Annotated in this window: 12 protein-coding genes and 1 pseudogene; 8 read left to right on the top strand and 5 right to left on the bottom strand. The window is 61.9% G+C overall.

Features of this window, described 5'->3' with window-relative positions; all coding sequences use genetic code 11:
• The 4 genes and pseudogenes from VFE81_RS18440 to VFE81_RS18425 form a co-directional block, all read left to right on the top strand.
• Nucleotides 1-477: pseudogene (locus tag VFE81_RS18440) on the top strand (allantoinase); the annotation flags it as partial.
• Complete coding sequence (uraD, locus tag VFE81_RS18435; RefSeq protein ID WP_325045969.1) at nucleotides 474-995, top strand: 2-oxo-4-hydroxy-4-carboxy-5-ureidoimidazoline decarboxylase; 522 nt, start codon at nucleotides 474-476, stop codon at nucleotides 993-995. The pseudogene VFE81_RS18440 and the gene uraD, both read left to right, overlap by 4 nt.
• A 73-nt stretch (nucleotides 996-1,068) precedes the next feature.
• Entirely contained in the window at nucleotides 1,069-2,079 is a 1,011-nt protein-coding gene (gene alc / locus VFE81_RS18430) for an allantoicase (RefSeq protein ID WP_325045968.1), read from the top strand.
• A complete protein-coding gene (locus tag VFE81_RS18425; RefSeq protein WP_325045967.1) occupies nucleotides 2,079-2,591 on the top strand; it encodes an ureidoglycolate lyase in 513 nt (170 codons plus the stop codon). The genes alc and VFE81_RS18425 overlap by 1 nt, the downstream gene beginning before the upstream one ends.
• Before the next feature lie 111 nt (nucleotides 2,592-2,702).
• On the opposite strand, the gene VFE81_RS18420 is transcribed toward VFE81_RS18425, so the two are convergent.
• The 4 genes from VFE81_RS18420 to uraH form a co-directional block, all read right to left on the bottom strand.
• Nucleotides 2,703-4,052: a type II toxin-antitoxin system HipA family toxin gene (locus VFE81_RS18420; RefSeq protein ID WP_325045966.1), complete on the bottom strand. Its 1,350-nt coding sequence runs from the start codon at nucleotides 4,050-4,052 to the stop codon at nucleotides 2,703-2,705.
• On the bottom strand, nucleotides 4,049-4,315 hold the full coding sequence (locus VFE81_RS18415) for a helix-turn-helix domain-containing protein (protein WP_325045965.1): 267 nt from the start codon (nucleotides 4,313-4,315) through the stop codon (nucleotides 4,049-4,051). Before VFE81_RS18415 ends, VFE81_RS18420 begins: the two co-directional genes overlap by 4 nt.
• A gap of 260 nt (nucleotides 4,316-4,575) precedes the next feature.
• On the bottom strand, nucleotides 4,576-5,769 hold the full coding sequence (locus VFE81_RS18410; protein ID WP_325045964.1) for a urate hydroxylase PuuD: 1,194 nt from the start codon (nucleotides 5,767-5,769) through the stop codon (nucleotides 4,576-4,578).
• Between the two features lie 360 nt (nucleotides 5,770-6,129).
• Complete coding sequence (uraH, locus tag VFE81_RS18405) at nucleotides 6,130-6,483, bottom strand: hydroxyisourate hydrolase (RefSeq protein WP_012433320.1); 354 nt, start codon at nucleotides 6,481-6,483, stop codon at nucleotides 6,130-6,132.
• Between the two features lie 516 nt (nucleotides 6,484-6,999).
• On the opposite strand from uraH, the gene VFE81_RS18400 reads away from it, so the two are divergent.
• Complete coding sequence (locus VFE81_RS18400) at nucleotides 7,000-8,388, top strand: 8-oxoguanine deaminase (RefSeq protein WP_325045963.1); 1,389 nt, start codon at nucleotides 7,000-7,002, stop codon at nucleotides 8,386-8,388.
• A 94-nt stretch (nucleotides 8,389-8,482) separates the two neighbouring features.
• Here the strand turns inward: VFE81_RS18400 and VFE81_RS18395 are convergent, their stop codons facing one another.
• A complete protein-coding gene (locus tag VFE81_RS18395) occupies nucleotides 8,483-9,415 on the bottom strand; it encodes a LysR substrate-binding domain-containing protein (RefSeq protein ID WP_172176057.1) in 933 nt (310 codons plus the stop codon).
• Nucleotides 9,416-9,666: 251 nt separating this feature from the next.
• Between VFE81_RS18395 and VFE81_RS18390 the strand changes: the two genes are divergently transcribed.
• The 3 genes from VFE81_RS18390 to VFE81_RS18380 all read left to right on the top strand — a co-directional run.
• Nucleotides 9,667-11,265, top strand: a complete 1,599-nt coding sequence (locus VFE81_RS18390; protein WP_325045962.1) for an ABC transporter ATP-binding protein — start codon at nucleotides 9,667-9,669, stop codon at nucleotides 11,263-11,265.
• Between the two features lie 79 nt (nucleotides 11,266-11,344).
• Entirely contained in the window at nucleotides 11,345-12,451 is a 1,107-nt protein-coding gene (locus VFE81_RS18385) for an ABC transporter permease (protein ID WP_325045961.1), read from the top strand.
• 18 nt (nucleotides 12,452-12,469) lie between these two features.
• Nucleotides 12,470-12,971 (top strand): ABC transporter permease (locus VFE81_RS18380; RefSeq protein ID WP_325045960.1); only part of this gene is annotated, 502 nt, incomplete at its 3' end.

Raw genomic sequence — 12,971 nt, 5'->3', positions numbered from 1 at the left:
GAGCGGCCGCTCGGTTGGTACACCGGCCGCGACAGTCCGAATACGCATCGCCTGGTCGCCGAACACGGCGGCTTCCTGTACGACTCGGATTATTACGGCGACGATCTGCCGTTCTGGATGGATGTCGAAGTGACGGGCGGTGCAAAGAGCCCGCAACTGATTGTGCCGTACACGCTAGACACCAATGATATGCGCTTTGCGAGCCCACAAGGCTTCAACACCGCGGACCATTTCTTCACGTACCTGCGCGACGCATTCGATGTGCTGTACGAAGAAGGCGACGAAGCACCCAAGATGCTGTCGATCGGCATGCACTGCCGTCTGCTCGGCCGCCCCGGGCGCTTCCGCGCGCTGCAACGTTTTCTCGACCATATCGAACAGCACGATCGCGTCTGGGTGACGCGGCGCGTCGATATCGCGCGGCACTGGCGCGAACATCATCCTTATCAACAAAACAACCGCGGGGCAGCGGCATGAAGGCGATGCAATACACTCTGGACCAACTCAACAGCACCTCGACCGACGCGTTCGTCGCAGCGCTGTCGGGCATTTTCGAGCATTCGCCGTGGGTCGCGGAAATCGCCGCGCAGCAACGGCCGTTTGCCAGCATCGACGAATTGCATCGCAAGATGTCGAACATCGTCGAGACTGCCGGCGAAGAGAAGCAACTGGCGTTGATCAACGCCCACCCGGAGCTCGCCGGCAAGGCTGCGGTGCGTGGCGAGTTGACGGCCGAATCCACGCGTGAGCAGAGCGGCGCGGGCCTCGCCCAGTGCACGCAGGAAGAATTCGACAGGCTGGTGACGTTGAACGGCGCCTATCGCGAGAAGTTCGGCTTTCCGTTCATCCTCGCGGTGCGCGGTTATGACCGCCACGGCATCATCGCGAACTTCGAGGCGCGCGTGAACAACGGCCGCGCGGACGAATTGCGCGCCAGCCTCGATCAGATCTACCGCATCGCACGTTTCCGGCTCGACGACCTGATCGACGCGTAAGGCTTTAACTACGCGTCGCGGACCTCGCACCGAAACGTTTTTTCAGCACTAGCAAACATTAAGGAAGACAAAGATGGCACTCCCGATTCTCGACCCCAACGCACCGGAATTCACGCGCCGTTATGTGAATCTGGCGGACCCGCGCCTGGGCGCACAGGCGCTCGAGGCCAGCGACGATTTCTTCGCACCGAAGGATCGCATGCTGAATCCGGAGCCGGCCGTCTTCATTCCGGGCAAATACGACGACAACGGCAAGTGGATGGACGGCTGGGAAACGCGCCGCAAGCGCGCGAACGGCTACGACTGGTGCGTCGTGAAGCTCGCGCGTCCGGGCGTGATCAAGGGTCTCGACCTCGACACCAGCCACTTCACGGGCAACTTCCCGCCGGCAGCGTCGGTTGAGGCTGCGCGAGTCGTGGACGGCGTGCCGAACCAGTCGACGCAATGGACCGAAATCGTCCCGTCGACCACGCTGCAAGGCAACAGCCACCACTATCACGAAGTCAGCGACGCGAACGCTTACACGCACCTGCGCGTGAACATCTACCCGGACGGCGGTATTGCGCGTCTGCGAGTGTATGGTCAACCGCAAGTCGACTGGGCAGGCGCGAGCCGCACCGAGCAGTTCGATCTGGCCGCGATGGAAAACGGCGCGTATCTGGTCGCGGCGAACAACCAGCACTTCGGTGCGGCGTCGACGATTCTGATGCCGGGCCGCGGTGTGAATATGGGTGACGGCTGGGAAACGCGCCGCCGCCGTGAACCGGGCAATGACTGGGCGATCGTCGCGCTGGCACAGCCGGGTGTGATCAGGAAGATCGAAGTCGATACGGCTCACTTCAAGGGCAACTATCCGGACCGCTGCTCGATCCAGGCCGCGTATGTGACGGGCGGCACGGACAGCTCGCTGATCACGCAAGCCATGTTCTGGCCGGTGCTGCTGGGCGAACAGAAACTGAAGATGGACAACCAGCACTATTTCGAAAGCGAAATCGCTGCATTGGGTCCGGTGACGCATGTGCGCTTTAACATCATTCCGGACGGTGGCGTGTCGCGTCTGCGTCTGTGGGGCACGCTCGCATAATGAAAACGCTGGCTATCGAACCGCTGACGAAGGAAGCGTTCGCCCCGTTCGGCGACGTGGTCGAACTCGAAGGCGCGAAGCAGATTCCGATCAACCTCGGCACCACGATCCGTTATCACGATCTCGCGAAAGTGGACGTGACCGACGAGAACGGCCGCACGCTGGTGAACCTGTTTCGCGGTCAGCCGCGCACGTTGCCGTTCGAAGTGAAGATGCTTGAACGGCATCCGCTGGGCAGCCAGGCCTTCGTGCCGCTGAACGACAAGCCGTATCTGGTGGTCGTGGCGCCGGCGGGCGAGTTGGACCCGCAGCAGATCCGTGCGTTTGTGACGAGCGGCTGGCAAGGTGTGAATTATGCGAAGGGTGTCTGGCACCATCCGCTGATCGCATTGGGCGACGTGAGCGACTTTATCGTCGTCGATCGTGGCGGCGATGGGTTGAACCTGAACGAGCAGGATCTGGCCGAGTCGCTCTGGCTCACTGAAGATGCGTTGAGCGCGGTGACTGTTTGAGGTCGTTGCTTTAGCGCAGTGCGTAGAGCAGGTTGGTTGTAAGAAAGCCCACAGTATGTGAACTGTGGGCTTTTTCCTTTTACGGAAGACGACGGCGGCCCAACTGATCTTTCAGCTACGTTTGCCTAAGAGCGGTGAGTGTCCGGTCACTTCGCGCGCACGTTCCGCTGGCTCCGGCGCGGAGAACCCCGCGGCTTCGATTGCCGGTTTGAGTCCTTTGAACTGCAGGCTTTTCTTCGGCGATCGCAGCGATGCCATGCCGTCGTCCCAGGCGTGGAGCATATGTTTCGCGACGTTGTGCCACCGCGGCTCGTTGCGCGCCGCTTCAATCAACTCGTGACTGACGGTGACCGCCGAATCGCACAACGCTTCGACCATCTGAGCGTATTGCCGTGGCGCGATCCCCATGCGGGTGTTGAAAAAGCGCTCGAGCGTTTTGCCGGCCGCCCAGGTCTTACGGCCGTCGATCGGCAGGCCCGGTGGATTGGCCGCGAAACGCGGATAAGCCTGCGTCGTGACGATGTCATAGACCGGCGTGAACGCGACATCATCCACCGACGTGTAGAGCAGCGCGACATTCTTCGTATGGCAGTCCGCGTTGCGCACGACGTAGTTTGTCAGCAAGTGCCAGGCGAGATGCTCGAGTTGCTGCCGCATGCTGTCATGATCGAGCAGGTAGGCTCGCGCGGCATTGAGCATTTTTTCGCTGGTCGAATTGTATTTTTCGTGCGGCGGCAAACCTAGCAGGCCGCACATGTCTTCGACACCATAGGCTGGCAGCCCATGCGCATCGACGTCGAAGCGTTCGACAATCAGCGCCCGGCCATCGTCCGACATCTGCGTGCGCGCGACCGGCGCTACGCCAAGCCGTTCGAGCACGCGCATCGAGTAGAACTCGTTGAAACCGAGAAACGGCGTGCTGTCGTCGGAGCCTTTGACGATGTGACGGCTCGTTCGGATTGTCGGCTTGCCGAGCGGCATCGGTGCGGACGCGCCGGAAGCTTCCGGTTGAGGTGCGATGAATTTCGGCACGGCGCCCGAGATGGCCGCGCGCGCATATTCACGAACCAGTGCAGCGAAATGGTCTGCGGTGTTGTCACCGTGCAGGATGTTCTGCACGTCGAGCGGTTGCAGTTCGGTGCCTGGCGCCACGCCTTCGGGCGTCACGGTGACGCGGCCAATCCCCATTGCGCCGACTACGGCAAGCAGCGACAGATCGGTGCCGTCGAGCAAGGGTCCGAATTGCTCGCGGATCAGATTGAGCAGGTAGCCCTCCGGCAGGTTTTGCCGGAAAAACGGATGCAGGTCGCGCGGCCAGCGCCAGGCTTCTTCGCGGACCGGCATGGTCAGACTGATGAAGTCGGCCGCCGTTGCGTCGCGATCGTATTTGAGGACGTAGTCGTCGCGCTCGCGAAACAGCGTAGCGACGTGCTTGCCCAGTACCTGAACGTCGAGCCTCATGAGTCTGCGTCCGGCATGCGTTGTTCAGCCAGGATGTCTTCGAGCGTGCGCCCGTGACCGTGCGCGACGAACTTGAGATCGTAGCCGGCTGCTTCGAGCAGACGCACGAGCACGGATACACTCATATCGTTTTTGGCTAACGTTTCCATACGTGCGACGGTGGTGCGAGCCACGCCCGCGCGGCGGGCCAATTCCTCTTGCGAGAGGTGGCTTTCGCGCCGAACGGTCTTCAGCATGTCCGATACGTCAGCGAGATTGGTCATTTGTGGCCCCAAGGCGTCAAATTGGCAAGTATTCGCCTATATTGTAGCCTATGAGACACAAATTATTTTCATAGTTTTGTGCTTTACGGGCTACATTTTCTCAAATTTTCTTTAACTTGTGTCCGTTGGGCTACAATTATAATTGCCGTTTTTAACAAGTAACCCGGACCAACTGACAAACAAAAAGCGGGCTTCCCGCTCACGCGAAAAGCCCGCCTCATGCTGCTTTGCCAAGCCGGGCAACACACCCGGCCAGCTCATTACTTCACTGCACCGCCTTGGAACCACGCGGCGATCTTCATCCGTTCGTCGTCGGTCATGTGCGTGACGTTGCCCAGCGGCATCGCCTTCAACGTAACAGCCTGCTGATAGATCCGCTGTGCGTTCTGCGAGATCTCGTCCGGCGTATCCAGCAACACGCCGGCCGGCGCGCTGCCCATCATCGTCGGATGGGCGGAGTGGCATGCCACGCAGCGTTGTTGCAGCACCGGTGCAATATCGGCCACCTTGATCGTCGGCGCGTTCGCGGCCTGTGCTTGCGGCACGATCGGCTTGGGCATTGTCGAGAAGAGGGCGGCGAACATCAGCACGATACCGACCAGCGGCAGATACCACAGCACCTGGCCACGGTGACGCATCACGAAAAACTGGCGAATCAGTGCGCCGGCCAGCATGATCATCAGGAGCACGACCCAGTTGTACTGATTCGTGTACGTCATCGCGTAGTGGTTCGACAGCATGGCGAACACCACCGGCAGCGTGAAGTACGTGTTGTGCACCGAACGTTGCTTGCCGCGCTTACCGTAGATCGGGTTCGGCGTTTCGCCCTTAAGCATGGCGGCAACCATCTTGCGCTGACCCGGGATGATCACGAAGAACACGTTCGCCGACATGATCGTCGCCAGCATCGCGCCCACGATCAGGTAAGCCGCGCGGCCCGCAAAGATATGGCACGCCAGGTACGCCGCGATCAGCACATAAACGCCGACGCAGATGCCGAGCACCTTGTCTTTGTTGCCGAGGAGGCGGCACAGCGAGTCGTAGACGATCCAGCCCGCCGCGAGGAAGCCGAGAGCGGACGCGACGGCCACGACCGGGCCCATATCCAGCACGTTCTTGTCGATCAGGTAAGTGCTCGGCGAGAACAGATACAGCACCGTGAAGAGGCTCGCGCCCGACAGCCACGTGGTGTACGACGGCCACTTCGACCAGTGCAGGTCGTCCGGCATTTCCGGCGGCGCGACGGTGTACTTCTGCATGTTGTAGAAGCCGCCGCCGTGCACGTGCCACAGTTCGCCGAACACACCGCGCTTGCGCTGGTTAGGGTCCTCTGGTGGTTTCAGGCTGTTGTCCAGCGCGACGAAATAGAACGATTCGCCGATCCAGGCGATGGCGACGATGACGTGAAACCAGCGCAATGCCAGGTTCAGCCAGTCAGTAATAAAGCCTTCCATGAAACTCCTCCACTTCTGATTCGTTGTACGCGCAACGACGCTTGTGCCTTGATTACGCCTTCGGGGACCCGGCTGACGGGTCGTCGGCATGCATGGCGTCGCTGCACAGACTGCGGGGCGCCCCCCAAGGGGACTTCTTTCGGGGCTGGGCCCCTTCAGGGCGAAAGACGCGGTGCGCTCAGTTCGCACGCGCCGTTTTTTATTGGAACGTCAGGTCGAGTCGCTCGCGTTCGATTGCGCTTCGCGGGTGTCTCCAGGGATCCGCACAATGCAATCGGGCGCGTTCGGAAATACAACGCGACTTCAACCTCGTCCTCCTCCAACACCTATCGGAAACGCGCCGGGCGTTCAGTTGCCCGCTTAGCTGCCCCGATAGGTGCTGTACGACCACGGCGACACCAGCAGCGGCACGTGATAGTGCGCGCCGGCATCGGCCACGCCGAAGCGCAACACGACGCGATCGACAAAACGCGGCTCTGGCACTTTCGTGCCGATCGATGCAAAGTAGTCGCCGGCGCCGAATACGAGTTCGTATTCTCCCGCGACCAATGCGTCGCCTTCGAGCAGCGGCTGGTCGCAGCGGCCGTCGTCATTGGTGGTGGTGGTTTTGAGCGCGCGGCGGGTGTCGCCGGAGAGCGCGAAGAGTTCGACCTTGATGCCCGCGCCGGGACGGCCGTTCGCGGTGTCGAGCACGTGGGTAGTGAGCTTTCCCATTCGCAATTTTCCTTATGTGAATGCGAGGTTTCGGCGGCGGCCCGATCCAGAATACGTTGCGGCGGATCGAGGCTCCACGTCAGTGGCTACATACCCGTCGGCGAATTGAAGCGAGCGCCGTGGCAGCCATTGTAAAAAGGATGTTCACGTCAGCGCACGCGAGATAGGAAAGATAATACCTGGCGCATGACAGACAGCCTGCTGAAAGCCATATTGAGTCGATTCGTTCGACTATTGCCGTGCAATTCGATCGTACCGGCGCCAAAAAAGGCCCACTATATCGGCAGCGTGAGGTTGGGTATCGCACTGGCGCGAGTTGTCAGCATTATTTTGGCCGTCGAAGGTTACACCTGTGCGCTGCAGCAAACATGAGTGAAGCGCGGCACACCCCGAAGACGGCGGAAACACGCTGGGTAACCGGGCCAACGGCGTTCGACGGGACGCGGCGGCACGGTTGGCGTGCTGTCACATCGCGTTCGAACGGCTTTGCACGGAAGCAATGAAGCGGAGAAACGAATGACGATGGAGCAGGCGGCTATGAAGCCGAAAAGAACGATGCTGGTGAAGCACGCGGACGTGCTGGTCACGATGGACGGCGCCCGGCGCGAACTGCGCGACGGCGGTCTGTATATCGAAGACAACCGCATCGTCGCGGTCGGCCCGACGGCGGAATTGCCGCAAACGGCCGACGAAGTGCTGGACATGCGCGGCCACCTGGTGATTCCGGGTCTGGTGAACACGCACCACCACATGTACCAGAGCCTGACGCGCGCCATTCCGGCTGCGCAGAACGCCGAGCTGTTCGGCTGGCTGACCAATCTCTACAAGGTGTGGGCGAACCTCACACCGGAGATGATCGAAGTCTCGACCTTGACGGCGATGGCTGAGCTGTTGCTGTCCGGTTGCACGACTTCGAGCGACCATTTGTATATCTACCCCAACGGCAGCCGCCTCGACGACAGCATCGTCGCCGCGCAACGGATCGGCATGCGTTTTCACGCAGCGCGCGGCAGCATGAGCGTGGGGCAGAAAGACGGCGGTTTGCCGCCGGATTCGGTGGTCGAACGGGAAGCGGACATCCTGAAGGACACGCAGCGTCTGATCGAGACGTACAACGACGAAGGGCGTTACGCGATGTTGCGCGTGGTGGTGGCGCCGTGCTCGCCGTTCTCGGTGAGCCGCGACCTGATGCGCGAATCGGCGGTGATGGCGCGGCATTACGGTGTGTCCATGCACACGCACCTGGCGGAGAACGTTAACGATATTGCGTACAGCCGCGAGAAGTTCGGCATGACACCGGCCGAGTATGCGGAAGACCTCGGCTGGGTCGGGCACGATGTATGGCACGCGCACTGTGTGCAACTCGACGACGCGGGCATCGAACTGTTCGCCCGCACCGGCACCGGCGTCGCGCATTGCCCGTGTTCGAACATGCGGCTGGCGTCGGGGATTGCGCCGATCAAGCGGATGCGCCTTGCCGGCGTGCCGGTGGGTCTCGGCGTCGACGGCTCGGCGTCGAATGACGGTGCGCAAATGGTCGCGGAAGTGCGTCAGGCGCTGTTGTTGCAGCGGGTCGGCTTCGGGCCGGATGCGATGACCGCGCGTGAAGCCCTGGAGATTGCGACGCTAGGCGGCGCGAAGGTGCTCAATCGCGACGACATCGGCGCATTGGCGCCGGGCATGGCGGCGGACTTCGTATCGTTCGATCTGCGTCAGCCGTCGTTTGCGGGCGCGTTGCACGATCCGGTCGCGGCACTGGTGTTCTGCGCGCCGTCGCAGGTGAGCCATAGCGTGATCGGCGGCAAGGTGGTGGTGAAGAATGGTCAGCTGACGACGCTGGAACTCGGACCGGTCATCGAGCAGCACAACCGGTTGGCCAGGACGCTTTACGAAGCGGCGGCGTAAGCGCAATGATTGCGTAAGAGCGCAATAGAAGAAGCAGGGCTATCGGCATCCACGAAGACGGGATGCCGATAGACCGCAAAGCATAGAGCGTAGATCAAGGTTTATCGATCAACGTCTTGGTCGCTTCGGCAACCAGACTGCGCAACCAGCGCACTTCGTCGGAGTAATGCACGCGTTCGTGCCACAACTGGTAGTACTGCATCGGCGGGAAATCGAGCGGTGCGGGCACCACGGTCAGCGGCAGGAACTTGGCGTAGTAGTCGGCAAACAGGCGTGTGGTCGTGAAGATCAGATCGGACTTGATCAGCACGTAGGGCGCCAGATTGAAGTACGGCAACGTAACGACCACATGACGTTTTAACCGCTCGCGCGCGAGATGCACGTCGATCGCGCCGCGTTGGCCCACTGAATAAGGAGTAGGCGCAAGATGCGGGGCATTCAGGTATTGGTCGAGCGTCAACCCGCCGCGTTTGGCGAACGGATGCGCGTTGCTCATCAGACAGACGATCTGATCGACGAACAGATTCGACAGGTGCAATTGCTCCGGCGGCTCGGGCCAGTTGCCGACCACGGTGTCGAGCTTGCCGTCCTCGAGCGCGAGTTCGTAGTCGAACGCCGGCCCGAGCGAGTGAAATTCGAGCGTCGCGTTCGGCGCAGCCTGACGAAAGCGTTCAACCACGGTCGGCACGAACAGCACGTTCAGGTAGTCCGGGCAACCGATCCGATAGCAACGGATCGAGGTCGCCGGGTCGAAGTTGTGCTGCTGGAACTTGATGCGTTCGATCTCGCGCAGCGCGTTTTGCACCGGTTCGAGCAGGCGCAGGCCGTACTCGGTCGGCACCATGCCGGATTTGCCGCGCACCAGCAGCGGGTCGCCGGTGATGTCGCGCAAACGGCGCAGCGCCGCGCTAATGGCGGGTTGCGATTGATTCAGTTTGACGGCCGCGCGTGTGACGCTGCGTTCCATCAACAGGGTGTGCAAGACGCGTAATAGATACGTATCGATCGCCTCGCGTTGCTGACTCATGACTTCTCCGAAATATATGTTCTGGCTGATCGAACGGGCGTGGGTATATATGGCTTTTAATATGAACTCAAAGCCACGTCAAGAGTGGGATACCCGCAGAGCACGCTGCGGCGGGGGTTTGCGGGGAATTTTGACGGCTCGACTGAGCGCGTCGAATTAGGTATTGTCATCCGGTTGTGGTGACGGATCGTCGGCTGACAGGGCGGACGAACGCGCTGTAACCGGCAGTCTCTGACGTACTACGGAATCACATGAGCGACTCTTATAGCGACGGCGCCGCCGCGCAGCCGGCAAGCAGGCCGGAACAGGCGGCGCCCCGGTTGATGCTTCAGGGCATCACCAAACAATATCCGGCCGTGCGCGCCAACGACGACGTCACGTTGATCGTCGCGCCGGGTGAAATCCATGCTGTGCTCGGCGAAAACGGTGCCGGCAAAAGCACGCTGATGAAAATCATCTACGGCGCGGTACGGCCGGACGCCGGTGAGATTCGCTGGGAAGGCCAACCCGTGGAGATTGCCAGCCCGGCGGCCGCGCGCAAGCTTGGCATCGGCATGGTGTTCCAGCACTTTTCGCTGTTCGAGACGCTCACGGTTGGCGAAAACATTGCGCTCGCGCTCGACGAACCGTTCGATCTGAAGACGCTTTCCAAGCGTATCCGCGAAGTTTCCGCCGACTACGGCCTCGACATCGACCCGCAACGTCACGTGCATAGCCTGACGGTGGGCGAGCGGCAACGCGTCGAAATCGTGCGCTGCCTGCTGCAGAACCCGCGTCTCCTGATCATGGACGAACCGACTTCGGTGCTCACGCCGCAGGCGGTCCGCAAGCTCTTCGCGACGCTGCGGCGTCTCGCGGCAGAAGGATGCAGCATCCTCTATATCAGCCACAAGCTCGACGAAATCCAGGAACTGTGCGACACCGCCACGGTGATGCGCGGCGGCCGCGTGACTGGTCACGTGACGCCGAAAGAAGAAACGCATGCGTCGCTCGCGCAGTTGATGGTGGGCCATTCGCTGCCCGATTACGAGCGTCGTGAGCACACGCCGGGCGCCGTGCTGCTCGACGTGAAGCAGTTGTCGGTGGAGAGCGACGACCCGTTCGGCACCTCGCTCGATAACGTGTCGTTCGGCGTGCATGCTGGCGAGATATTCGGCATCGCCGGCGTGTCGGGCAACGGCCAGGCCGAGTTGCTGTCGGCGCTCTCGGGCGAAAAGCGCGGCACGCGCGCCGATGCCGTCACGATCTGCGGCAAGGCGGCAGGCCGTCTCGGCGCAGGCGGCAGGCGCGCGCTCGGTTTCGGCTTCGTGCCGGAAGAGCGTCTGGGCCGCGGCGCGGTGCCTGCCATGACGCTGTCGGAAAACGCGCTGCTCACGGCGCATCGTCAGCAGATGGTGAATTCCGGCTGGATCAAGGCGGGCGTGATGCGCGCCTTCGCCAGGCGGTGTATCGAAGCTTTCGACGTCCGTTGCGGTGGCGCCGAAGCGTTGGCGCAAAGTCTCTCCGGCGGCAATCTGCAGAAATACATCATGGGCCGCGAGATTCTGCAGGCGCCCAAAGTGCTGGTGGTCGCGCAGCCGACCTGGGGTGTCGACGTCGGCGCGGCGGCTTTCATTCGTCAGCAGTTGCTTGACCTGTCCGCACGCGGCGTGGCGATTCTGGTGATCTCCGAAGAGCTGGAAGAGTTGTTCGACATTTGCGATCGCATCGCGGTGCTTGCAGGCGGCAGACTCTCGCCGGTGCGTGCCACGGGGGCGACCAACGCCGAGGAAATCGGCCGCTGGATGGCGGGCCTGTTCGGTGACCGCGAGGGCGCGGCGCCGTCGGGGGAACAGCCGGCGCACGCCTGATCAGATCGATGCGCGATCGGATAGCTGATCGACGTTAAATACCAGAACCAGATAAGCACACACATAAGCCCACGCTCCCATGATTCTTCCGTATCGACTCGAAGCACGCACGACGCCCTCGCGCACGATGCAGCTTGCCGTGCCGCTGATCGCCGCGTTGCTCACGCTCGCGATCGGCTTCCTGATCTTCAGCCTGGTCGGCCGTGATCCGCTCGAAGCCATGCATGCGTTTTTCATCGAACCGCTCGCCAGCGTGAACGGCTGGTCCGAACTGCTGCTGAAGGCTTCGCCGCTGTGCCTGATTGGCCTGGGCCTCGCGATCGGTTATCGCGCCAACGTCTGGAACATCGGCGCTGAAGGGCAGATGCTGCTCGGCGGCATCGCCGCCAGCGGCGTCGCGATCTACTTCGATCAGGCCACCGGCTGGTGGATTCTGCCAACCATGATGATCGCCGGCGTGCTCGGCGGCATGGCATGGGCCGCGATTCCCGCGCTGCTGAAAAGCCGCTTCAACACCAACGAGATTCTCGTCAGCCTGATGCTCACGTATGTGGCCACGCAGTTGCTGATCTATCTGGTGAGTGGCCCGTGGCGCGATCCGCAGGGCATGAATTTCCCGCTCTCGGAGATGTTTAGCGGCGACGCGTTGTACCCGACATTTTCCGGCGACTGGCACTGGAAATGGCTGCGCGGCACGCGGCTGAACGCGTCGGTATTCGTCACGCTGATCGCGATTCCCTGCGTGTGGCTCTTCATGCGCAAGAGCTTCGCGGGCTACCGCATGAACGTCGGTGGTCTTGCGCCGCTCGCCGCGCGCTACGCCGGTTTCTCCGACAAGAAAACCATCTGGACCTCGCTCCTGATCAGCGGCGGTCTGGCGGGCCTCGCCGGCATGGGCGAGATTGCCGGTCCGATCGGCCAGTTGCAGGCGACATGGTCGCCGGGCTACGGCTTCACCGCGATCATCGTCGTGTTCGTGGGGCGGCTGCATCCGGTCGGCATCGTGCTCGCGAGCTTGCTGATGGCGCTCCTGTACCTCGGCGGCGAAGCGGTGCAGACCTCGATGCAATTGCCGCAGGCGCTCTCCGGCGTGTTCCAGGGGCTGCTGCTGTTCTGCCTGCTGGGTGCCGACCTGTTCGTGAACTATCGCGTGCGCCGGCGCTCAATCGCCGCGCAAGCCCACTGATTTTCCCGCCGGATCTCCATGGATATTCAACAAGCCAGCGCGCTCACCTCAAGCGCCGTCACCGCCGCAATCCCGTTGATGTTCGCGGGCGCGGGCGAACTCGTCACCGAGAAGTCGGGGGTGCTCAACCTCGGCGTCGAAGGCATGATGCTGATGGGCGCCGTAACCGGCTACCCGGTCACGGCCATAACCGGCAACCCGTGGCTCGGTGTGGTCGCCGCAATCGGCGCGGGTCTCGCGATGTCGATGCTGTTTGCGTTTCTCACGCTGACCATGCTCGCCAACCAGGTCGCCACCGGCCTCTCGCTGACGATTTTCGGCATTGGCTTGTCGGCCTATGTCGGCAAGCCGTACACGTCGGCGGCAGTGCGCGCCACGATCGACACATGGACCATTCCGGGGCTCTCGAAGATCCCGGTGCTCGGCCCGGCGTTCTTCAGCCTCACGCCGCTCGATTACCTCGCGTTCCTGATGTTCGCGGTGATCTGGTGGTTCCTGTACCGCACGCGTGCGGGCCTCG

This window comes from Paraburkholderia sp., from assembly GCF_035656215.1.
Classification (GTDB): Bacteria; Pseudomonadota; Gammaproteobacteria; order Burkholderiales; family Burkholderiaceae; genus Paraburkholderia.
Note: the sequence above shows the minus strand (reverse complement) of the source record. Positions and strands in the feature narration are given on the sequence as shown.

Bases quoted from the DNA above. Each gene is read 5' to 3' on its own strand.
- VFE81_RS18390 (WP_325045962.1), top strand. From the start codon at position 9,667: ATGAGCGACTCTTATAGCGACGGCGCCGCCGCGCAGCCGGCAAGCAGG.
- alc (WP_325045968.1), top strand. From the start codon at position 1,069: ATGGCACTCCCGATTCTCGACCCCAACGCACCGGAATTCACGCGCCGT.
- VFE81_RS18395 (WP_172176057.1), bottom strand. From the start codon at position 9,415: ATGAGTCAGCAACGCGAGGCGATCGATACGTATCTATTACGCGTCTTG.
- uraH (WP_012433320.1), bottom strand. From the start codon at position 6,483: ATGGGAAAGCTCACTACCCACGTGCTCGACACCGCGAACGGCCGTCCC.
- VFE81_RS18410 (WP_325045964.1), bottom strand. From the start codon at position 5,769: ATGGAAGGCTTTATTACTGACTGGCTGAACCTGGCATTGCGCTGGTTT.
- uraD (WP_325045969.1), top strand. From the start codon at position 474: ATGAAGGCGATGCAATACACTCTGGACCAACTCAACAGCACCTCGACC.
- VFE81_RS18420 (WP_325045966.1), bottom strand. From the start codon at position 4,052: ATGAGGCTCGACGTTCAGGTACTGGGCAAGCACGTCGCTACGCTGTTT.
- VFE81_RS18415 (WP_325045965.1), bottom strand. From the start codon at position 4,315: ATGACCAATCTCGCTGACGTATCGGACATGCTGAAGACCGTTCGGCGC.
- VFE81_RS18400 (WP_325045963.1), top strand. From the start codon at position 7,000: ATGACGATGGAGCAGGCGGCTATGAAGCCGAAAAGAACGATGCTGGTG.
- VFE81_RS18425 (WP_325045967.1), top strand. From the start codon at position 2,079: ATGAAAACGCTGGCTATCGAACCGCTGACGAAGGAAGCGTTCGCCCCG.
- VFE81_RS18385 (WP_325045961.1), top strand. From the start codon at position 11,345: ATGATTCTTCCGTATCGACTCGAAGCACGCACGACGCCCTCGCGCACG.